Origin of the sequence: Nitrosomonas oligotropha (genome assembly GCF_009833085.1) — a bacterium.
GTDB lineage: Bacteria > Pseudomonadota > Gammaproteobacteria > Burkholderiales > Nitrosomonadaceae > Nitrosomonas > Nitrosomonas oligotropha.
The window spans coordinates 98828-120410 of sequence record NZ_QRBZ01000021.1; the positions used below are offsets into that span (position 1 = coordinate 98828).

Here is a 21583-nt window from a genome sequence, read left to right on the forward strand (position 1 = left end):
TGCAACATAGAGTCCTTGGTCAATGTCAGCCCCCCCCTTGACTTTCTCCAGGGTTATGCAGATTTCTCAGCAACGCCAATTCCGGAGTCTGATTTCCCATCTTACCCGGGAAGTTTTAGGGTCATTCATTCAGCGTAACTGTTTTAAGTGCTAGTTCAGTCCAATAGTCATTATGATGTGTCTAACTGGCAAATTGCATACAAATATTAGAGCCAGCCCTGCAATCGATACCAGGCGATGGCATCGCGTGCAGCCTCACGTATCGGACGGGGATGCAATCCGAGTTCCTTTGCGCTGGCGGTAGAATCAAAAAACATATGACGGCGGGTCAAGCGCACCCCGGTTAGGGTGGCCATCGGAATTGTTCCGCTGACATGATCCGCCCACTTTTCACTGAACCATGCCACCAGCAAAGCCAGTGCATAAGGAACTTTCCAGCGCGGCAGGGGCTGTTTCGTTTCTTCGCTCAAAATACTTAACCAGTCAGAAAGCCGGATATTTTCCGCGCCCAGTAGATAGCGAATCCCTGTTCTCCCTTTCTTCATGGCCAGAATCATGCCTGTCGCCACATCTCTCGCATCGATCAGATTGAAATTGCATTCCAGGTAACCCGGCAGCTCACCTCGGCAAAAAGCCAGCGACAAGCGAGTGGGCGGTGTCTGTAAGCGGTCTCCCGGGCCTATGGGCAACGTAGGACTGACCACGATAATGGGAGCGTCTTCTTCCCTGACCAGACGAAAAACTTCTTTCTCTGCGTGAAACTTGCTAAGGCAATAAGGTCCCACCATATCACTTGCCTTGAGGCGAAGTTTCTCAACGAAACGCTCCTCCACATTTTGCGACGACAGGATGCTCTCAGTACTGGTATACAGGATTCGTTTAGCCCCGCTGTCAAGCGCGGCGCGCATAACATGGACAGTGCCAAGATGGTTAATCTTGTCAAATTCCCTGCGGTCACGGCACCAAAGATTAGGATCGGCAGCGAGATGATAGACATATTCACAATCACGCGTGGCCTTGCGGATGGAGGGTTCATCACGAATGTCGGCACTGACCAGCTCAATCCGATCCAGCGGCAGATGACCGACGGAAGCTCCCGGCCGCTCCAATACGCGAACGGACTCATTCGCATCCAGTAATTGTGTCACCAGATGCGAACCCAGGAAGCCAGCGCCGCCTGTCACCAAAATCAAGATAGAACTCCCGCTGGCAACTGCGCGGCCAAATCCCGCAAATGCTGATATTGGGGCTTCAGACCTTCAGAGGTTATCTTTTTCATGCGCGCAAACGTCGCGCGATTCAAAGCACAAGGAAACTCTCCGGCAAGCCGGATAAGATGACCGGTATAGGCGTCGATTTCCGTGCGCGCGTGTTCGGCATGAATATCCGGAGCCATTGAGCAATACGTACCGCGTAACGATGGACGGAAAAACATCGCCAGGAGTGCCGGTAACCAAGGCGTGCGCAGGATCATTGACACCGTATCCGGATGAAACGGCCCGATACGGGCCAGAGGAATTTTAGCCTGTTGCAGAATGGCGTAATTCTCAAGCAGCAACGCAAAGAAGAGCTTCTTCGCCAGCGCGTCGGTTAATAATTCCCCGTTATCCACGCCAGCCATCGCCGCCAGCGGCGAGATGGCGGCGTTGTACATCAGCTTGGTTGCTTTATAAGGCCGGATATCCGGAACAAGTTCGACGGGAAATAATTTGTTTTTGTCCAGCGCCTTTGCCAATGACGTTATTTCAGCCTGCTCACCGGCAGTGGTCAACCGGCGCGCTCCGATATGCAGTTTACCGGAGCGCGTGATTCGGGTTATGGGGCGATCGCGCTCGCATTCCGATACAAAAGAAGCAATGCCTTCGCATGCATGTCCGCGCCGCTCCAATTCCGGATCAAAGCCATTCTGAATCGGTATTAGGAAGGCATCATCCGGTAAACGGGAAAGTATCGCGGGATTATCATACGTTTTAGTACACAGCAGAACAAAGCCCTCATCCGGCGGCACCCAGTCAGCAAAATCCACGATGGGTATCCAACGGGTTCTCAATCCCACCACCGATATACCCTTCTTTCTACCTTCTGCGATTTTACCGGGATGATTGTCAATCAGGATCACGGAATAACCGTCACGGGCCAAAACCCATGCAAGTGCTGTGCCAATACCGCCTATGCCTAAGATATGAATCGGTTTGTTGAGTAATTGAGGCATGATAGATCCGTAAAATTGATCGCGCTAAACAGCCTATGCAGACGCATCCGAATGAATCCACACCAAAGAAACTTAGGCGGATTCAACCACTCACTACAGCTATCGATGTTGATTACTTAGGCCAAGGGTTCATTGTATAAACCCCTATGGATAGCGTATGTTCGGTAACGTACATACGCTATATTTGATTGCACAATAGGCGGGGTTACACCCGCGCGCTACTCAGGGTCGACTATCAATAACAGTCAGTATGGCAGAAGGAAAAACAGCGTGCGCTTCATTCATTTTCAATGAAGCGATTAATTGTGATTACAGATGGAATCCATCCGAATTGCCGCTACGGCAATTCGATTCATCATCAGACGGTGTTGGAGAATTAAGCAAACAGTATCCGGGAAATACAACGATTACCGGTTCAATCCGTTTTTTTTTGTTGCGTGATTTCGGTCAGAGCAACTCGCAACACCGGGGGTTCATCTACTGTCACTTTGCGCAGGCAGTCGAGGTGGCCATCAAACTTCGATCCATCGGCACGTATCATCTCCAGGCGAATTTTCTGCGGCTCAGAATCATCATGCTCCATCATATTCATGAACTGGCGATGCCAATGATCTCTATCGCTATCGGCAACAAATGCCGAGAAGCGATAATTGATCAGTTTTGCGCGCTCAGCAGCCAACACCACGGCGCCAGTCAGATTAATTGTTTTAATCATGCCATCCCGGTTGATGGTGATGTAACTGATCGGAGCAAACTCATAGAAATCCACATAGCGATCGCGCGCTTCTTCCATTTCGGCATGCGCCCTTCGCAATTCCTCATTTTGCGTCTCCAGCTCAACTTTATGAACCAGGAGTTCATGCAACAGCATTTCAGTCGTATTGAGTGCATTCGCGCCACCCGAGAAACTTCCCACCATTTTCTCGGCTTCTTCTCTCAACAACTGGCGCCGCTCAATGCCATTCCATCTTTTATTCATGCATTAACATCCTTTATCCCCTTTCCAGGGTAATGATCATCGATATTTTCAATCATCAGTAGAATCAACGATAATTCACTGGATTTTCCGACAATGCGGCGGGCATTCAAGCATATTTTTTGGTGCCCGATAACAGGAAAATCATGTTCCACTATATATCCCTCAAAGGCCTGATCGCGTGGCAAAATAATCTCCAGCAGTTCCCGCAAGGCTGGGATATTCCATTGACCGTTACCCAAATCGTAAATCTTTCGCTCAATTGTATCAGTAGCGGTTACTTGGAAATACTGAAAAAAAGCACGATTGGCCGAAATAACCTTCAAATACCCATCCATGACTAATAGCGGCTTATCGATAGTATCGACGACGCTCTCCGCCAGATCACGCGTCAATCGCATATCAGTCTCTGCTTTGATGCGCTTACTGATATCGGTGAAAGTCAGCACAACGCCATCTATCACATTATCCAGGGTACGATAGGGTTGAATACGCACGAGATACCAGATTCCGTTATCGGTTTGCACTTCCTGCTCGAACGGTATCAACGTTTCGAGCACCGTATGCGCTTGCATCAGAAGCGCTTCACCGGCGATATTGGATTTAATATCGCTCAAAGGCCGCCCCACGTCGGTAGGTACCAGCCGGTATATAGCGGTCGCATCACGCGTAAATCGTCGAATAATCAACTTTTCGTCGAGGAATACGGTGCCAATATGCGTATTATCGAGCAAATTCTTCATGTCATTCTGCATGCCGGCCAGTTGCTCAATTTTGGCTTGCAGTTCTGAGTTGACGGTGATCAGTTCTTCATTGACCGATTGCAGCTCCTCTTTGGAAGTTTCCAGTTCTTCATTGGTTGACTGCAGCTCCTCATTGGTCGATTGCATTTCCTCATTGGTCGACTTGAGTTCTTCGTTCGAAGCCTGCTGTTCCTCCAAGGTAGCTTGGTAGTTTTCTTTCAGGTAGGCAAGATCACGTTCTAATTCTTCGATGCGCCCCAGCTCTGCCGGTTTGGCGCCCCGCTTGGATCTCGGTTTTACGTTTTTTGGACTGACAGCCTCTTGGAAACTCACCAACAGAAGGCTCTGATTGCTATCATAGCTCGCGAGCGAGCGGACACTCAGATCAACCGTTGCGAAACCGCCATTCGTTTTGATCTGCACCGCCTTGCTCAGGGTTGGCGTGCCTTCATTGGCTGCTGCACGAATGGCCGCACGCAGCTCCAGTTCCAGTCCCTCACGAGCCATTTCAATGACATTCAGGCTGGCCTGTCCTGGCGCCGGACGCAAATATTTGCCGGTCTCGCCATGTACATAAAGAATATCGCCTTTGAGGTCGGTCATGACCGAAGCCGGTGAAAAGCATTGCAGCAGCACGCGGCGGGTGAGTTCAGCAAAATTGATTTCCTTCGGTTTGATCATGATTTCCTCAGGTACTTTTCCAGCCACTCCTGTAGTCCAGGTTAAAACATTCGTCATCACAGTGCGAGCAGAGGCGATCGAATGGATAGCCCGGTAGAATTTCCATTTGCGATTGACTGGAGAGAACAGCTCGGTATGATTGCCAATGCTTTCCGAGGGCGAAAGAAACAGAACGCCGCCAGGCCTGAGCGCGTAATGAAAGGTTGGAATTAATTGGTTCTGTAATTCTGATCTCAGATAAATCAGCAGATTGCGGCAACTGAGCAGATCAAGTTTGGTGAAAGGAGGATCTTTCAGTACATTCTGAATGGCGAATACCACCATTTCGCGGATTTCCTTCTTTATCCGATAGCCCGTATCATCTTTGGCAAAGAAGCGGCGCAATCGTTCCGGGGTAATCTCCTGAGTGATATTGGATGGATAGATGCCGGCACGAGCGATAGCGATAGCCTCATCGTCCAGATCCGTGCTATAGATTTGCACTTTAAATTCGCGATGATTTTCCTCCATCCACTCTTTGAGCAATATCGCGATAGAGTAGGCTTCCTCGCCGGTAGCGCAGCCTGCAACCCACGCGCGAAATGTGGATTGTTCCGATTTGTCTTGGCATAACTTCGGTAAAATCTCTTCCCGCAACACGCTAAACGCATCCGCATCGCGAAAAAAGCTGGTGACATTGATCAGCAATTCTTTGAATAAGGCGGTTACTTCCGCGGGATTTTCTTTGAGAAACCGGGCATACACATCCGTATCCTCAATCGCATGATGCAACATGCGCCGTTCGATTCGGCGGGTGATGGTGCTTTTTTTGTAGAACGTGAAATCGTGACCGGTTTTAGTGCGCAATTGCATCAGGATATGACTCATTCCACTGGCCCTTTTAGGGTCACGGGACCTTTGATCATGATCACTCAATTGCCGGACACCCAATTGCAGCGCTTCAGGCATTTTGTCGACCGGTAGCACATGCGTGGCACAACCCGCCTGAATGGCGCTGGATGGCATACCGTTATATTTGGCAGTGGTTGGTTCCTGCACCAGTGTCACGCCGCCTGCGCCGAGGATGGCGCGTAACCCCCGCGTACCGTCAGATCCTGTGCCGGATAGAATAATTCCGATAGCATTTTCACGCTGATCCTCAGCCAAGGATTGCAGAAAAGTGTCAATGGGCAGGCGCTGTCCACGCGGCTCATCAGGCACGCTCAATTGCAATTTCCGGTGGAAGATCGCCATATCGCGATTAGGTGGAATGACATAAACGTGATTGGGTTCAACCAATATTTCATCTGAAGCCTCGGTCACCGGCATGGCCGTAACACGCTGGAGGATTTCAGTAAGCAGACTGGCATGACTGGGATCGAGATGCTGCACCAGCACAAAAGCCATGCCGCTGTCAGTTGGAAGATAGCGGAAGAATTGTTCCAAGGCTTCCAAACCACCGGCTGAGGCTCCAATGCCCACAATAGAAAAAGCAATCGCTGTATTCTCAGAGGTCATGAAAGCAGCCCTGAATTAGAAGGTGGCAAATAGCCGATCTCGGATGATTGATTTGCTTTCAAAAGAGTTCTTTTATAGGGTTTCCCGAGACGTTCTTCATTATATCCTTCATGTTCCGGATTTGCATACCCGCTCCCATCTTTTCACTATCACCCGGCAAGCACTCAAAGTGCTTGTAATCCCCCCTTGATTGGTTTAACGTCTCGGTTGGTCATCGATTAACCTGCTGAACTCGACGGCAAGGGCGCAACGCTATGTTCAACTTAGGTTCCATGCTCAATCTGGGCTCGACCGAGCCGGTCATCGGACGGGCGCACATAATCGTGTCCTGTTCGGCCGCGGAGCTTTTCCAGTTTATTGGCGTGGGTCTATTCGAGAACTATCCGAAATGGTCTCCGGAAGTGAAAGAATTGGAGAAAATCACACCCGGCCCCGTCCAGCTAGGAACCGAAGGGCGGCAGGTGCGGGTCGATCAGGGACGGCGTTCGGAATCGAAGTTCAAAATTTCCGCCTTTGCGCCGGGGCAGCGCATCACACTGGTTGGCGTATCCGACCCTTTTCGCTGCACTTATGAATTACAGGAAATCAGCCCGGCGCAATCCACCCAATTGACATTTTCTTTTGAGTTGCTGGAAATTCTCGCGATTATGCGTCCTTTTGAAGGATTGGTGCGTGTTGCCATCAAAGACGGCGCGGGCAGGACAGTACAAAACATCAAGCGCTTGGTTGAAGCGAAGCCATCATGAAAATTCCCATTCGTCCGCAACCGTTTTGGCTGATGATCTTCACCGCAATCGCTTAATGTCCAAGGAGAACTGATGACACAACATACCTCTTCCAACATTCAAATACCGCGCGTCGATGATCGTCCGGTATGGGATGTGGTGTTCGCGGTTTATGGTTATCCTGCCTTATTGCTGGCGCACCGGCTCAAAGTCTTTGCTTTGCTGGAGGATAATCCGCGCACTTTGACGGAGATTTGCGATGCGCTCAATCTCAAGCCGCGCCCGGCGGAAGCGATTCTGACCGTCGCGACTGCGCTGGGTTTCTTATCGCTGCAGCAGGAGCGTTATGCTCTCACTGCGGTGGCGGAAGAATACTTACTGCTGAAAAGTCCCAATTACTTCGGTTTTCTCTGGGATCTGATGATCGACAATTATCAGGTATGCTCCTTCACCAGTCTGGAAAAAGCCATTCTGACCGATTCGCCGCAGACTTACGGCGGCGGCGACATTTATCAATCGCACGAGGAACAGATCGAATTGCTGCATCGCTTTACCAGCGGCATGCACAGCATGAGCATGGCTTCTGCGCTGATTTGGCCAGGGATTCTGGATTTTTCCCGGCACCGGGTGATGCTGGACATCGGCGGCAGCTCCGGCGCGCATTCGATCGGCGCGGTCTTGCGATTGCCTGATCTGCAAGCAATTGTTCTGGATTTTCCACAGGTATGCGAAGTGGCCGAAGGGTATATTGTTGAATATAAACTACAAGAGCGTATTAGAACCTGCGGCGCTAACATCTGGAACGATCATTGGCCGTCGGCCGATCTGCATTTCTTTTCCAACATGTACCATGACTGGCCGCCGGAGAAATGCCATTTTCTGACCGCAAAAAGTTTCAGATACTTGGAATCCGGCGGACGCATCGTGATTCATGAAATGCTGTGTAACGACGATAAAACAGGCCCGTTCGCACCGGCTGCCTTCGGCATGATGATGATGGGCTGGACGGAAGGAAAGCAATATTCCGGCTTGGAACTCTCAACCATGCTGAAGGAAATCGGCTTTGAAGATATCAAGGTCCACAAAGCTTCGGGTTATTACAGTATCGTAACCGGACGCAAGCCCTAATTTCCGGTTATTGCACTATCTGTCTGCACAGCGAGATTTTTCGCAAGATTCATCAGTGACTCCGAATCTTCCAGTCCATCGAGAAAGCGCTGAGGAATACCAGCCAGCCCCACCTGAGCGCCAACCAGCGCACCGGTGAGAATCGCACGCGCTTGATTCTGGCCTCCGCCATTGACGGCATGCAGCACAGCAGACTCAAAATCATCCCCGAAACGAGCGGCAAGATAATATACCGCGGGCAGTTGATGATAAATGGCGCACGGCATGCCATAGACAATCGACACTTTCCACGCCGGTTCGATGCGGATGTTCTCATCCACTGCCGCTTGGGCCATATAAGACGGTGTCAGCAAGGCATCCGGTGAGGCAAAACGCCCGGCGCGCGGCGGATCGGGATCGCCCGGACGCGGCGGCTGCAAATCGGTGAAGGTTACGGCATGAAAAGGCAGCTTTCCGGTCTTCACCAGTTGCATCAATTTCCCCGACAACGCCGTATCCAAAGCATGTCCTTGCAGCAGCATGCTCAGCACGGCTGCATAGGCAACCGTCATGGAAATTACCGTATCGTCGATCTGGGTGAGGTGAGTATTGCTTGCTACTGTGGCGGCCAGCTCGGCTGGCTGGAAAGCATAGCGGATAGCGAGCGCCAGCGTGCGCTCGATTGCTTCGGTGGTATCCGCATGCCCGCCCGTTTTTCCCCAGGGCAACTGTTGTTCCACCCGGCAGCGCCAGGCATGACGAATCGATTGACTGGTATAACCGCCCGGCCCGGCCATCGGCGTGCCATCGAGAAATGGAAACAGTTGTTCGTCCATTCTGCGGCAAAAGTCGGCTTCGTCGTATCGGCCGTTTTCAACGAGAGAACGCAACATGTGCGTGAGGATGATGCCTGATTGGGAAAGCTGACCGGCCTTGCGTCCGCTATGGTAGCGCCCCGGTTTGGGGTCGGTATAGGTGGTAATCCAGTCCCCATAATCACGCCGCAGTTCGGCGAGATTGTAATACCAGTGAGGGCCAAGCCCCAAAGCATCGCCGATAAAAGCACCCATAATGGCACCCGTGGCGCGTTCCTGGGTAGTCGTGTGCGGCATGAAACCTCCTTGACCGGTCAAATGCTAGGCGAGCAATAGCTTACACTACTGAAATCACTGGTAAATGCGGCGCTTGCGGTTTGTTACCGGTGCATTTCTTAGCTGTGCAGCCGCAAAAAAGCTTCAAAGCGGCGGTTTATTACAGCGCTATCCCCGAAGACCGGGTTTTATCATTTTTAATCAGCGCATACGCGGAATGATTGTGAATCGATTCAAAATTCTCCGACTCAACCACATAGGCATCGATTCGCTCATCGCGGTTCAACACTTCGGCGATATCCCTGACGATGTCTTCGACAAACTTAGGATTATCGTAGGCTTTTTCGGTCACGTATTTTTCGTCCGGCCGTTTCAGCAAGCCATAGAGCTCGCACGACGCATTCGTCTCGGCAATCCGGATAACATCCTCAATCCACACAAAACTGTTGGTGCGCACGGAAATCGTCACATGCGAGCGCTGGTTATGCGCGCCGTAATCGGATATTTTCTTGGAGCACGGGCAAAGACTGGTGACCGGAATGATGACTTTCATGGTGAACAGGTATTCACCATCTTTAATTTCACCGATAAAAGTCACTTCGTAATCCAACAGACTTTTGACCTGAGAAACCGGAGCGGATTTATTGATGAAATAGGGAAAAGTCATTTCGATATGACCCGAGTCCGTTTCCAGCTTTTGAATCATTTCCCGCAGGATGATCTGGAACGATTCAACGGAAATTTCCCGTTCATGACTGTTGAGGATCTCGACAAAGCGGGACATGTGCGTGCCTTTGAAGTTGTGCGGCAAATTCACGTACATGTTAAATACCGCGATGGTATGTTGCACGCCATCGCTCTTATCCGCCACCACCACGGGATGACGGATGGCTTTAATTCCTACCCGGTCAATCGCAATGCGCCGGGTATCGGGCGTGCTTTGCACATCGGCAATCGGCAAATCTATCTGTTTATTCATGTCTCTCTCCTGTGCGATGAGGAATTCATTCCCGGCAACATCGAATCAATGTGATGGACCGATTGCAGAAACGTTACGCAGGCAAAATTGCTCGCACTGATTTAATAATACCGTCCTTATCCAACCCGCAATCCGCCAGCATTTGCGCATGATCGCCCTGGTCGATAAAAACATCCGGCAAACCCAATTGCAGCACCTTGACATTGATCCGCTGACTGTTGAGCGACTCTGTTACAGCACTTCCAGCGCCGCCTAAAACCGTATTCTCTTCCACAGTCACTAATACATCGTGACTGGCCGCCAAAGAGGCCACCAAATCATCATCCAAGGGCTTGATAAAACGCATATTGACGACGGTCGCATTCAATTCTTCCGCTGCATTCAGACACGGCGTCAGCATACTGCCAAACGCCAGCAGCGCAATCTTCTCCCCCTGTCGGCGGATTTCACCCCGGCCTATGGGCAATGACTGCATGTCCTTTTGAACCTTTACACCCGGTCCGGTTCCCCGTGGATAACGCACCGCTGAAGGCGTATCCAGCTTAAAGGCCGTATACAACATCTGCCGGCATTCATTTTCATCCGCGGGCGCCATGACGGTCATATTCGGAATACAGCGCAGGTACGATAAATCAAAACTGCCCGCATGCGTCGGCCCATCCGCGCCCACCAGACCGGCCCGGTCAATGGCAAACACCACCGGCAGATTCTGGATGGCGACATCGTGAATCAGCTGATCGTAAGCACGCTGCAAAAAGGTCGAATAAATCGCCACCACCGGCTTTAAACCATCGCAGGCCGCGCCCGCGGCGAAGGTGACGGCGTGTTGCTCGGCGATACCGACATCGAAATAACGTTCGGGATATTCCTGTGAAAAACGCACCAATCCGGAGCCTTCGCGCATCGCCGGGGTAACGCCGATCAAGCGGAAATCCTGCGCCGCCATATCGCACAGCCAGTCACCGAATATTTGCGTATAAGCCGGTTTTCCATTCGATTTGGCGACAATGCCTTTTTTTGGATCGAATTTTCCAACACCGTGGTACAGAATCGGATCTTCTTCGGCTACTTTATAACCGGCGCCCTTGCGAGTCACCACATGGAGAAATTGCGGGCCGTCCAGCTGTTTGATATTGTTCAGCGTGGTAATCAAGACATCCAGATCGTGACCGTCAATCGGGCCGATGTAATTAAATCCGAATTCTTCAAACAAAGTACCCGGTGTCACCATGCCTTTGACATGCTCCTCAGCACGTTTAGCCAGCTCCAGCACCGGCGGAACGACTCCCAATACCTTTTCGCCAGCACGCCGTGCCGTAGCGTAGAAACGTCCGGACATCAGCTTGGCCAGATAGTTGTTCAAAGCACCGACCGGCCGCGATATCGACATATCGTTGTCATTCAGGATAACCAGCAAATTCGCGTCCATCACACCGGCATTGTTTAATGCTTCAAACGCCATTCCGGCGCTCATGGCGCCATCGCCGATGATGGCAATCGCGCGCCGGTCGGTATGATTCAAACGCGCGGCAACCGCCATGCCCAGCGCAGCGCTGATCGAAGTGCTGGAGTGCGCGGTACCGAAAGCATCGAATTCACTCTCATCGCGGCGTGGAAATCCGGCAATCCCGCCGTGCATGCGCAGCTTGCTCATACCATCGCGCCGTCCGGTCAGAATCTTGTGCGCGTAAGTCTGATGCCCCACATCCCAAACCAGCTGGTCGTGCGGCGTATTAAAGACGTAGTGCAACGCCACGGTTAATTCGACCGTACCCAGATTGGAGGACAAATGCCCGCCGGTTTTTGCTACCGATTCGACAAGAAAGTCACGGAGTTCCTTGGCAAACTGCGGCAATTTCTTTTGCTCCAGTTCACGTAACTGGGATGGCGAGTTAATGGTATCTAGCAGTGGATACATTCAAGACCTGAAAATAAAAAAGAAAGAAGAAAAACTCAGAATTTACGTTTAATTATAAAATCGGTTACCTGGCGCAATCTTGCCGCGGCTTCACCGAAACCATCCAACGCTTGATCCGCGTCGTGCTGCAACTTTTCCGCCAGCTCGCGCGCCTGACTGATGCCCAGAATACTGACATAAGTCGGTTTATTGTTTTCCGCGTCCTTACCGGCGGTTTTGCCCAAGGTGGCGGTCGTCGCCTCGGCATCCAGCAAGTCGTCGACCACCTGGAACGCCAAGCCGACACACTTGGCAAAATGATCCAGTTTGCTGAGCTGCTCATCACCCAAACGGCTGCTGCAACGCGCGCCCAGCATCACCGCAGCGCGAATCAAAGCGCCGGTTTTATGAATATGCATGAATTCCAGTTCCGGCAGGCTTAGCATTTTACCGACGCTATCCAGATCAAACGCCTGCCCGCCCGCCATGCCGCGCGAACCCGAAGCCAGCGCCAATTGCGCAATCATTTCCAGTTGCGCTTCCGGTGTATCCGCCAAACGCTTTTCCGCCAACAGCTCAAAAGCCAGCGTTTGCAAACTATCGCCCGTCAACAGTGCGGTTGCTTCGTCAAATTCTATGTGACAGGTCGGTTTACCGCGCCGCAACACATCGTCATCCATGCAGGGCAGATCATCATGCACCAACGAATAGGCATGGATCAGCTCCACCGCTGCCGCCGCGACCGTCACGCGTTCGACATCCGCTGCCGCGAGTTCACCCGCCGCAAAGGACAACAGTGGACGGACTCGCTTGCCGCCCCCCAGCACGGAATAACGCATGGCCTTATGCAATCGCACCGGAACACAATCGCTTGCGGGCAATCGCGCATCCAGAAACGTTTCAATCCGTGCCTGACAACCGCTTGCCCAACTCTGAAAATCAACGCTCATCGCTATCGGATCTAGTGAAATTTTTTAACATACCGGCTTCCAGCACGCGCACCTGCTGTTGCGCGCCTTGCAGCTTACTTTGACAATATTGCAACAACTCCGCTCCCCGCTGATAGGCTGCCAGAGAAGCTTCCAATGACATTTGCCCCGCTTCCATGGCCGTCACGATTTTCTCCAATTCAGCCGACGCCGCTTCAAAGCTCTCCGGTTGCGGTGGCGCAGCCTGTTTAGATGATTTGGTCATAAGACGTTCAAGCCAGCAAGAAACTCATATGCAGAATAATAAGTGGTTCTATTACAAAAAAACAGACAAAAATAACGCAATTAGCAGTATCAGGTCAATTCAAATTTAGAAATGACGCTCATCATACCTTCTTGAAGCCGGGAACAGGCACTCAAGAAGCCGCTCAGATCACCGGTTACCTGCGATTGCAATCATTTCAGGAAAATTGACCGCGGTTTCCCGATGACTTGTTTGCAATGTCAGCCGCGCACGGTAATCATATTGATCCATGCATATTACTATGGCAAGATACGAGCCTTGGATGGCATCATCGAAACCGGTAAGCGTATGTGATGAAATAATAATGATTGCTTGCCTATTTTGATCGCCACACCCGCTTATTTCAGCAATATTCTTGGTAGCGGTTCGCAGTATAAGAACCCATTCTATTTTTTCTAACGCACATTAATTGAGAATATCGTGAACGAAAGCCTTGATCAAATCGCCTCATATTTTGAAACCGTTCCGCTATGGCCCTTTGTCTTATTCGGGTTACTCGGGGTAGTAGCCATTATGGTGGATATCGTTAACCGCAAGCGCCGTGCTATGGCCATCGAAAATTTCCGCTATACCATCGAAATTGAATTGGCCGATATGTATCCGCAGCATAAACGCTGGCCACCCAACATCAACCATTACCTGACATCCCGCTTGCCGGAGATGTATCAGAATTTTGAAGTGCTGCGTGTTTTCATACGACAGGATCATTTACTCAAATACAACACGGATTGGAATAACTTCCGCGACTTTTGCCGCACGATCACCGATGAAAAAATTGCCGCAGCGGAGCAGAATGCTACCGGCCAGTCCGCCAGCAACGAACCCGATCCCAAAGCCGTTTTTCATCAACTGATAACAAACTTACTGAAGCATACTGAAAAGTAGCAATTCCCGGCCACGCCGGTCAGAACAGCAAATCAGCATGAATTTATAATTCTTTTTCACCGCACTATCATCAAAACGACATCGTTCACCTGCCATGACTCAACACGATAAGCCGGTCAATCCCAGGGTAACGGTGCGCCCGGTCATGTCTTACCGTGATATGGGTAAGTTTATCGAAGTGCCGTGGCATGTTTATGCGAACGATCCGATGTGGGTACCGCCGCTACGTTTGGAGCGGTGCTTCCATTTCTCCCGCTTCAATCCCTATTTCAAGCATGGCGAATGGCAAGCCTGGGTTGCATTTCAAAACGGCCAGCCGGTTGGGCGCATCAGCGCGCAAATCGATTCGTTGCATCAGGAACGTTATGGCGCAGACAGCGGACACTTCGGTCTGCTGGAATGTATCGACGATGCGGAAGTATTCGCTACGCTGCTGCTGCACGCGGAAGCCTGGCTCGCTTCACGGGAAATCCGCCGGGTCAGCGGCCCGTTTAACCTGTCGATCAACCAGGAATGCGGCATTCTGGTCGATGGATTCGATACCCCGCCGGTGGTCATGATGCCGCATTCGCCGCGTTGGTACAGCCGTCTACTCGAATCACAAGGATATCTTCCGCAGAAGGATTTATTGGCTTACAAGGTCAAAGTCGATTTTGAAATACCGCGCGTCATGCAAGCAGTGATTAACCGGTGCTCGCCGCAAATCAAATTGCGCACATTGCAACGCGATCGATTCGATCAGGAAATGGAAACGCTGCGCGACATCTTTAACGATGCCTGGTCGGAAAACTGGGGGTTTATCCCGTTTACGCAGGAAGAATTCGCCGAACTCGGCAGCAGCTTGCGGCTGTTATTGCCCGACGAGTATATTCAAATCGCCGAGGTCAACGGCGAACCGGCGGCATTCATGGTCGGGTTGCCCAATCTCAACGAAGTGCTGATCGAACTCAACGGCAGCTTGTTTCCATTCGGCTGGCTGAAATTAATCAATAAAGTCCGCAACCACGAAATCCACACGGGACGCATTCCGCTGATGGGGGTGCGAAAAAAATATCACCATTCACCGATCGGCTTGGCGCTGGCCTGCCTGGTCATCGATGCACCCCGTCAAGCAGGCATGAAACGTGGCATTAAGGAAGTGGAAATGTCCTGGATACTGGAAGATAACATGGCAATGCGCGGCATCCTCGACAGCATTGGCAGCGAACAATACAAACGCTACCGCATTTATGGAAAAACACTATGAGCGCTGAAGAAGCCCGCCCGGCGGCGCAGCAATTCGCCGCGGTGGTTCTGGCTGCCGACCGCACCAGCAAGGATCCCATTACGCAGCATACTGGTGCGGCCTGCAAGGCTTTCGCACCGGTGGGCGGTGTACCGATGATTATTCGCGTTTTGGATACATTGAAGGCCTGCGATCTGATCTCCACGGTGATCCTGTGCGGGCCTCCCGAATCGCTGCACGATCGTTGCCCGGAATTAAAGCAACGCATCGCTTCCGGACAAGTTATCTGGCTGCCGAATCTGGATTCCCCGAGCCGCAGCGCCGATCGCGGCCTCAACCACATACCGCTCGACACGCCGGTATTATTGACCACGGCCGATCATGCCTTACTCACACCCGGCATCGTGCGCAGCTTTTTACAGAATGCCCTGACCCTGCAGTGTGACGCCGCTGTAGGCGCTGTCAGCGGACAAGCCATCGCCAGCGCATTTCCCGGTAGCAAACGCACCATTATCCGCTTACGCGACGGCGGGTTCCGCGGCTGCAATCTGTATGCGTTCAACCCGCAAGGGCGGGCGCTGGTCGGATTCTGGCGGCAAGCAGAAGATTTGCGCAAACGTCCGTGGCGGTTGATCGGACAGGTGTTGGGATTCAAAGCGGTATTGCGGTATGTATTTGGACTGCTCACATCGCAACGGGCTTTAGCCGCCGTATCGGAAAAATCCGGGGTCAACATCCAACTGGTCATACTGGACGATCCCCGCGCCGGTATCGATGTCGACAAAGTTGCGGATTTAATGCTGGCGGAAGCAATTCTCAGCCGGGAAGCCGGTTCCGAAAGCAGCACCGATCGGTCTTGAGCAACCTTCACCAGCATTCCCGATGATATTCGCCTTATTGTCAGTCAATCACTGATCAAACCGGTATATGAAATTAATTGAACGGTATATCGCGCGCGAAATATCACTGCCTTTCACGGTAGTCATCCTCATTCTGGTCGGTCTGTTCGCCAGTTTCATCAGCGCCCGGCTGTTAGCCGGAGCCGTAACGGAAACCCTGGGCGTTTCCGCGCTGCTCAAACTGGTGTTCCTAAAAACGCTGATCGCGCTGGAAGTGTTAATCCCCATTGCCCTCTATATCTCGGTCATCATCGGTCTCGGCAGGCTCAGCAAAGATCAGGAACTCAACATCATCCGCACCATGGGGGTCAGCGGCACACGCATTGTGCTCACGGTATTGACGGTAGCGATACCGGTCGGCCTCATCAGCGGCATGCTGTCATCGTATGTACGCCCGTGGGCCTACGCCGAGAGCTATATGCTCGATGCGCAAGCGGAAGCCGAACTCAACACCAATCGTTTCCAGGCCGGACGTTTCTATGGCAGTGAAAAAACCGGCCGGGTTGTGTATGTGCGCAGCAAAAACGACGCCGACAAGGAAATGCAGAATATTTTTCACTACATCAAGAAAAAAGAAGGCAGCGAAATTGTCATCGCCAAGCAGGCCCGTCAGATTCAACCGGCAACCAAGGAAGAAAGACCGCACATTCTGTTATCCGACGGCGTGGTGTACGAGCTGAGTAAAACAGCCAGCATCGACGATGTCATACGGTTCGAGAAAATGACTTATTTCATCGATAACGACTATGTGCTGAATTACCGGCGCAAGGCAGCCGCCACCCGCACTTTATGGGAATCGACCCAGCCGCGTGACATCGCGGAACTGCAATGGCGGCTTTCCCGCCCGCTCTCGGCGATTCTGATGGCTTTGATCGCGGTGACCTTCATCCGTATCTCGCCGCGCCAGGATAAAACCGAGCGGACCTACATCGCCGCCGCCCTGGTTTTCGCCGCTTATTACAATCTCAGCGGATTGGCCAGAACCTGGGTTGAACAAAGTGTGGTCGGCAGCATACCGGGCGTCTGGTGGCTGGATCTGCTGATGCTGACAGGACTCGGCATGTACGCATTGTTATCAAATAAAAAACGGCTCTTCGCACGCACCCAATGATCATTTATCGCTACATTGCCTACCAGGTCCTGATCGGCTTCGTGATGTCCACCGCCGTCCTGCTGCCATTATTCAGTTTCTTTGACTTATTGGATCAACTGGATGACGTGGGTAGAGGAACTTACCGCGCCCAAGACGCGTTCCTCTACACCGCCATGATATTACCGCGCCGGTTTATTCAGATCGCACCTTTTATCGCATCTCTCGGCACGGTGGTTGCGCTGGGGAAACTGGCGGTAAATTCGGAATTGATCGCCATGCGGATCGCCGGCATTTCCCCGCTGCATATCAGCTTCGCGCCGTTAAGCGTTGGCATTGCACTACTGTTGATTATCGCCATCCTGGAACAATTTGTCGCGCCGCAACTGCAACAAAAAGCCATCACCAATCGCGCCATCGCATTGGAGCAAAGCGCGGAACTGGGCAAGAACCTGGGAATCTGGACGCGCAACGAGCATAACATTCTGCGCATCGGCATGATCGTGCATAACAAGCGCGCGGCCGACATCGAGATTCTGCATCTGAGCGCGGAAGATCTCCTGCTCTCGCATACCGTTGCTGAATATGCCGACATTGTGGAAGACCAAGTCTGGGAACTCAACAATGCAGTAATCCGAACATTTCATGACGACGGCCGGATCTCAGTGAATCATGCCGGTTCGATCCGTTGGTCTTCCTTCGTCAATCCGGAAGATATTGCAACACTGACCAAGCCGCCGGAAAGCTTGTCGCCGCTGGAATTGGTGCGGCATGTGGAATTTCTGCGCAGCACCGGCCAGGAAGCCGATTCCTACGCCCTGGCGCTGTGGCGCAAGGCGGGCGGCGCGATAATGACGGTGGCCATGCTGTTACTATCGGTTCCGCTGGTGTTCGGGTCGATCCGTTCCGGGCTGAGCAATAAGCTCATTCTCGCCGCGCTGATCGGCCTCGCGGTTTACTTGCTCGATCAAATTATTGCCAATGCCGGTCTGATCCTGCGCTTAAACCCCGCGCTGGTGGCACTGGCGCCGGGATTGACGCTGATCACCCTGGCCACGCTCTGGTTACGCCGGACTTCTTAACAGCCGTGTATTAACTGCTGTTATTGTTACCGCAAAACCTCTAAAATCGCATCGTTTGGCGTAACGTGTTGCACTTGAATAATCCTAATTCTCCATCACACATGTCGACTGCAACTTATATCTATTTTTTCGGTGAAAATGAAATAACCATCTGGGGATTGACCGGACGCGAGCGCTTGCGGCGCATGCTGCAAACGCATAAGGACATCATACTGGCCGATGACGTTGAAAAAATTCCCGTTAGCGCTACCGCCCTATTCCTGAATTCCAATTTTCTATTCGATGCCCGGGTGCTCAGCGCATTGCTCGGCATGGACAAGAAAGCCGCCTTGTATAGCGACGAAGGCTGTCCCGCGGCGATCCGCACCGACGGCAATTACGCGCCGCAACTGTTGCGCAATCTCAATAACAACAAGGATCAGAACTATAAATTCGCGCTGCTGACGATCTCGCGCATTGGATTAAAAGATCTGCAAATCGATTACCAGCAGAATCTGAAAAAGAAAGATCCACCGTACATTTTACCGGTCAGCGAAGCCAACCGCCCGCTGCTGGAACAAGAACTGTTTTCCGGATCGTATAAAGGCGTCACCGATCTGGTCACCAAATGGGTCTGGCCGGTTCCGGCATTCTGGGTCACGCATTATTGCGTGCGCCAAGGCTGGCAACCCAATCACGTCACGTATCTTAGTGTCGTGTTCGCCGTGCTGGCGGGGTTGGCGTTCTGGGCCGGATTCTTTGGCATCGGCCTATTGATGGGCTGGTTCATGACCTTTCTCGACACGGTGGACGGAAAACTGGCGCGCGTCACGGTCACGTCCAGCCGCTTCGGCGATGTCATGGATCACGGTTTGGATATCATCCACCCGCCGCTGTGGTATCTGGCTTGGGGGCTGGGTCTGGAAGGCACGGCAACACCGCTGACCGGATTGAGCGTAATGATGTTCTTGATGTTCCTGGGGTATATCGGCGGGCGTTTGTGCGAAGGCGCATTCCAGTACTGGCTGGCGCATTTCGATATGTTCATCTGGCGCAAAATGGATTCTTTTAACCGGCTGATCACAGCCCGGCGCAATCCGAATTTACTGTTACTCACGTGCGGATGGCTCAACGGCCACCCGGATACCGGGCTACTGCTGGTGGTGCTGTGGCACGTAATCTCAACGGGAATTCTGCTCTGGCGCTTGGCCGATGGCTGGAAAACCAAGCAGAAGGAAGGATCATTGCGATCCTGGTTGCAGGATATCGATCCGGCGCGTGATCGCGAACAATGGGCGGTGAAGATTTTCACGCGCGCCCCGATCGATCTTAGAAAACCGCTCCCGCTTTCGTAAAAAACCACATTGCACATAACAATACCTGATGACGTTACAAGCGCGGATTGACCGTTTGAGAAGCGGAACAGCCAAAACCGGTTGTTTGCTCAATCCCATGGGCGGTCAGATCCGTAAGCGCAAACCGGCGATCCGGCAAGCGTTGGACGACATACCCGGCATGCTGGTATGCGAAGCCAATGATGCGATCACATTCAAGTGCGCGATTGATCAATTGCTCCAGGCCGATATCGACTTACTGGTGATCGCCGCCGGTGACGGCACCACGCATGCGATTTTCGGTCATTTATTCGCGGCTCGCGCCCCTGCTGACTGGCCGCTCATCACGATCATACCGGGCGGCACCACGAATATGACACCGCTGGACCTGGGTGTGCGCGGCAAACCCGAACAAATCATCCGCCGCTTGCACGCTTATTTGCTTAAACCATCCGCTCCAACACTGGTGCAACGTACGGTTTTGCGTATCGAACAAGCTGGCATGAATCCCATTTATGGCATGTTCTTCGCCGTTGGATTGGTCGCACGCGGCGTAAAATTCTCGCGCAGCCCGGTCAAACAAATCGGTATCACCGGCGGCATTTTCACCGCGTTGATCATGTTGCGATCGCTGGTTGGCATGCTCGCCAATATGATTCTGGGCCGCCAACAAAGCGAATGGGCGCCGGTTAACATGACCCTGACGGAAGCCAACGGACGGATTCACCAGGGTACTTATCTGTTTGCATTGGTCAGCGCGCTGGATTGCCTGTTATTGAACATCCGCCCGTACTGGGGGACAGAACCGGCACCGTTGCATGTAACTCTGGTCGATCAGCAGCACAAGCGCCTGTGGCGTTCGGTATGGCCGATATTGTCGGGCGGCGGCGCGGTGCTACAGGAAAAAGACGGTTACTACAGCCACAATACCAGCTCCTTGAGTGTGCACATGGACGACGAGTACATTGTCGACGGTGAATTGTACCGGTCTGTTAATCCGCAAGCGCCAATCACCATTACCGCCACCGATCCCGTGACATTTCTCGTGCTATAGCTATAGGATATCGCCATGACCACCCCCTTACCCGAAATCCCCGCCGAATTGATCGATGAAGTCGCGGCGGAAAGCAAAAAAGCGGTTTCCGCCGATTTCGTCCCTTTGGTGGATGCGCTCATCATGCGCTTTGGCGAATCGCTCGATGCCGTAGTGCTGTACGGCTCCTGCCTGCACTCCGCCGTGAGTCTGGAAGAAGGCATTGTCGATCTGTATGTCATCGTCGACAGCTATCACAAAGCGTATCCGGAGCGCTATTTGGCCACCCTCAATGCCTGGCTGGCGCCGAATGTGTTTTATCTGGAAGTGCCGCATCAGGAAAAAACATTGCGCGCCAAATACGCTGTCATTTCCACCGCCGATTTTGCGCGCGGCGCGCAGTTCTGGTTTCACTCCTACATCTGGGCACGCTTTGCGCAACCGTCACGGCTGCTGTATGCGCGCAACGATGCGGTGCGGCAGCGTATTTATGCCACATTGGTGCATTCCGTCATTACTTTTTTAAAATCCGGTGTACCCGCGCTGGAAGCCGACACCGTGGATGTCGAGGAAATCTGGACCCGCTGCCTGATCTTCACCTACGCCGCTGAATTGCGCGCCGAAAACGAATCGCGCGCGCGTCATCTGGCACAAGCCAACCGGGATGCGTTTACCCGGCTGACAGCCGCCGCCAGTCCGCTATTGACAGAAATCCTGGAGAAACAGGGAAACGGGCAGTATCGCTGCCTGACCCGTCCGGTCAGTCAACGGCAAGCGTTGTGGCACTGGCGGCTGCGCCGCTGGCAGGGCAGAGTCCTGTCGATCCTGCGCTTGGCCAAAGCCACACTCACCTTCAGCAATAGCGTCGACTACGCCGCCTGGAAAATCGAGCGGCACACCGGTGTGCGCGTGGAA

Annotated in this window: 18 protein-coding genes and 1 pseudogene; 10 read left to right on the forward strand and 9 right to left on the reverse strand. The window is 52.4% G+C overall.

What is annotated here, in order from left to right:
• Positions 1–206: 206 nt before the first annotated feature.
• The 4 genes from ABD07_RS07045 to ABD07_RS07060 form a co-directional block, all read right to left on the reverse strand.
• The gene (locus ABD07_RS07045; RefSeq protein WP_338040559.1) at positions 207–1184 is read right to left on the reverse strand and encodes an NAD-dependent epimerase/dehydratase family protein; all 978 of its coding nucleotides are present in this window, start codon (positions 1182–1184) and stop codon (positions 207–209) included.
• A 5-nt stretch (positions 1185–1189) separates the two neighbouring features.
• Positions 1190–2212 (reverse strand): ketopantoate reductase family protein, encoded by a 1023-nt coding sequence (locus tag ABD07_RS07050; protein ID WP_160817700.1) that lies wholly within the window; start codon positions 2210–2212, stop codon positions 1190–1192.
• A gap of 415 nt (positions 2213–2627) precedes the next feature.
• Positions 2628–3191, reverse strand: coding sequence for a hypothetical protein (locus ABD07_RS07055; RefSeq protein ID WP_205010668.1), 564 nt, complete (start codon positions 3189–3191; stop codon positions 2628–2630).
• The gene (locus tag ABD07_RS07060; protein ID WP_160817701.1) at positions 3188–6109 is read right to left on the reverse strand and encodes a chemotaxis protein CheB; all 2922 of its coding nucleotides are present in this window, start codon (positions 6107–6109) and stop codon (positions 3188–3190) included. Before ABD07_RS07060 ends, ABD07_RS07055 begins: the two co-directional genes overlap by 4 nt.
• A 254-nt stretch (positions 6110–6363) precedes the next feature.
• Between ABD07_RS07060 and ABD07_RS07065 the strand changes: the two genes are divergently transcribed.
• The gene (locus ABD07_RS07065) at positions 6364–6855 is read left to right on the forward strand and encodes an SRPBCC family protein (protein ID WP_160817702.1); all 492 of its coding nucleotides are present in this window, start codon (positions 6364–6366) and stop codon (positions 6853–6855) included.
• 72 nt (positions 6856–6927) lie between these two features.
• Entirely contained in the window at positions 6928–7962 is a 1035-nt protein-coding gene (locus ABD07_RS07070) for a methyltransferase (protein ID WP_160817703.1), read from the forward strand.
• On the opposite strand, the gene ABD07_RS07075 is transcribed toward ABD07_RS07070, so the two are convergent.
• The 5 genes from ABD07_RS07075 to ABD07_RS07095 form a co-directional block, all read right to left on the reverse strand.
• Entirely contained in the window at positions 7959–9053 is a 1095-nt protein-coding gene (locus tag ABD07_RS07075; RefSeq protein ID WP_160817704.1) for an ADP-ribosylglycohydrolase family protein, read from the reverse strand. The two genes, ABD07_RS07070 and ABD07_RS07075, sit on opposite strands and share 4 nt — an antisense overlap.
• Before the next feature lie 139 nt (positions 9054–9192).
• Positions 9193–10011, reverse strand: coding sequence for a GTP cyclohydrolase FolE2 (gene folE2 / locus ABD07_RS07080; RefSeq protein ID WP_108699326.1), 819 nt, complete (start codon positions 10009–10011; stop codon positions 9193–9195).
• Positions 10012–10084: 73 nt separating this feature from the next.
• Positions 10085–11929 carry a 1-deoxy-D-xylulose-5-phosphate synthase gene (gene dxs / locus ABD07_RS07085; RefSeq protein ID WP_160817705.1) on the reverse strand — a complete coding sequence of 615 codons (1845 nt, stop codon included), beginning with the start codon at positions 11927–11929 and terminating at the stop codon, positions 10085–10087.
• Positions 11930–11964: 35 nt separating this feature from the next.
• Positions 11965–12858: a polyprenyl synthetase family protein gene (locus ABD07_RS07090; protein ID WP_108699324.1), complete on the reverse strand. Its 894-nt coding sequence runs from the start codon at positions 12856–12858 to the stop codon at positions 11965–11967.
• Positions 12848–13102: an exodeoxyribonuclease VII small subunit gene (locus tag ABD07_RS07095; RefSeq protein WP_108699323.1), complete on the reverse strand. Its 255-nt coding sequence runs from the start codon at positions 13100–13102 to the stop codon at positions 12848–12850. The genes ABD07_RS07090 and ABD07_RS07095 overlap by 11 nt, the downstream gene beginning before the upstream one ends.
• A 459-nt stretch (positions 13103–13561) precedes the next feature.
• Between ABD07_RS07095 and ABD07_RS07100 the strand changes: the two genes are divergently transcribed.
• The 8 genes and pseudogenes from ABD07_RS07100 to ABD07_RS07135 all read left to right on the forward strand — a co-directional run.
• Positions 13562–14026 (forward strand): hypothetical protein, encoded by a 465-nt coding sequence (locus ABD07_RS07100; protein ID WP_240142462.1) that lies wholly within the window; start codon positions 13562–13564, stop codon positions 14024–14026.
• 94 nt (positions 14027–14120) lie between these two features.
• Positions 14121–15272 (forward strand): N-acetyltransferase, encoded by a 1152-nt coding sequence (locus ABD07_RS07105; RefSeq protein WP_160817706.1) that lies wholly within the window; start codon positions 14121–14123, stop codon positions 15270–15272.
• On the forward strand, positions 15269–16111 hold the full coding sequence (locus tag ABD07_RS07110; protein WP_160817707.1) for a nucleotidyltransferase family protein: 843 nt from the start codon (positions 15269–15271) through the stop codon (positions 16109–16111). The genes ABD07_RS07105 and ABD07_RS07110 overlap by 4 nt, the downstream gene beginning before the upstream one ends.
• A gap of 67 nt (positions 16112–16178) precedes the next feature.
• Entirely contained in the window at positions 16179–17261 is a 1083-nt protein-coding gene (gene lptF / locus ABD07_RS07115; protein WP_160817708.1) for an LPS export ABC transporter permease LptF, read from the forward strand.
• Positions 17258–18322, forward strand: a complete 1065-nt coding sequence (gene lptG, locus ABD07_RS07120; RefSeq protein ID WP_108699318.1) for an LPS export ABC transporter permease LptG — start codon at positions 17258–17260, stop codon at positions 18320–18322. Before lptF ends, lptG begins: the two co-directional genes overlap by 4 nt.
• Before the next feature lie 101 nt (positions 18323–18423).
• The gene (locus ABD07_RS07125) at positions 18424–19656 is read left to right on the forward strand and encodes a CDP-alcohol phosphatidyltransferase family protein (protein WP_108699317.1); all 1233 of its coding nucleotides are present in this window, start codon (positions 18424–18426) and stop codon (positions 19654–19656) included.
• A gap of 28 nt (positions 19657–19684) precedes the next feature.
• Entirely contained in the window at positions 19685–20689 is a 1005-nt protein-coding gene (locus ABD07_RS07130; protein ID WP_160817709.1) for a diacylglycerol kinase family protein, read from the forward strand.
• Positions 20690–20704: 15 nt separating this feature from the next.
• Positions 20705–21583 (forward strand): annotated as a pseudogene (locus tag ABD07_RS07135) (diacylglycerol kinase family protein); the annotation flags it as partial.

Excerpts from the sequence above, each read along its gene's own strand:
- ABD07_RS07050 (WP_160817700.1), bottom strand. The coding sequence starts at position 2,212 with ATGCCTCAATTACTCAACAAACCGATTCATATCTTAGGCATAGGCGGT.
- ABD07_RS07055 (WP_205010668.1), bottom strand. The coding sequence starts at position 3,191 with ATGAATAAAAGATGGAATGGCATTGAGCGGCGCCAGTTGTTGAGAGAA.
- ABD07_RS07060 (WP_160817701.1), bottom strand. The coding sequence starts at position 6,109 with ATGACCTCTGAGAATACAGCGATTGCTTTTTCTATTGTGGGCATTGGA.
- ABD07_RS07065 (WP_160817702.1), top strand. The coding sequence starts at position 6,364 with ATGTTCAACTTAGGTTCCATGCTCAATCTGGGCTCGACCGAGCCGGTC.
- ABD07_RS07070 (WP_160817703.1), top strand. The coding sequence starts at position 6,928 with ATGACACAACATACCTCTTCCAACATTCAAATACCGCGCGTCGATGAT.
- ABD07_RS07075 (WP_160817704.1), bottom strand. The coding sequence starts at position 9,053 with ATGCCGCACACGACTACCCAGGAACGCGCCACGGGTGCCATTATGGGT.
- folE2 (WP_108699326.1), bottom strand. The coding sequence starts at position 10,011 with ATGAATAAACAGATAGATTTGCCGATTGCCGATGTGCAAAGCACGCCC.
- dxs (WP_160817705.1), bottom strand. The coding sequence starts at position 11,929 with ATGTATCCACTGCTAGATACCATTAACTCGCCATCCCAGTTACGTGAA.
- ABD07_RS07090 (WP_108699324.1), bottom strand. The coding sequence starts at position 12,858 with ATGAGCGTTGATTTTCAGAGTTGGGCAAGCGGTTGTCAGGCACGGATT.
- ABD07_RS07095 (WP_108699323.1), bottom strand. The coding sequence starts at position 13,102 with ATGACCAAATCATCTAAACAGGCTGCGCCACCGCAACCGGAGAGCTTT.
- ABD07_RS07105 (WP_160817706.1), top strand. The coding sequence starts at position 14,121 with ATGACTCAACACGATAAGCCGGTCAATCCCAGGGTAACGGTGCGCCCG.
- ABD07_RS07110 (WP_160817707.1), top strand. The coding sequence starts at position 15,269 with ATGAGCGCTGAAGAAGCCCGCCCGGCGGCGCAGCAATTCGCCGCGGTG.
- lptF (WP_160817708.1), top strand. The coding sequence starts at position 16,179 with ATGAAATTAATTGAACGGTATATCGCGCGCGAAATATCACTGCCTTTC.
- lptG (WP_108699318.1), top strand. The coding sequence starts at position 17,258 with ATGATCATTTATCGCTACATTGCCTACCAGGTCCTGATCGGCTTCGTG.
- ABD07_RS07125 (WP_108699317.1), top strand. The coding sequence starts at position 18,424 with ATGTCGACTGCAACTTATATCTATTTTTTCGGTGAAAATGAAATAACC.
- ABD07_RS07130 (WP_160817709.1), top strand. The coding sequence starts at position 19,685 with ATGACGTTACAAGCGCGGATTGACCGTTTGAGAAGCGGAACAGCCAAA.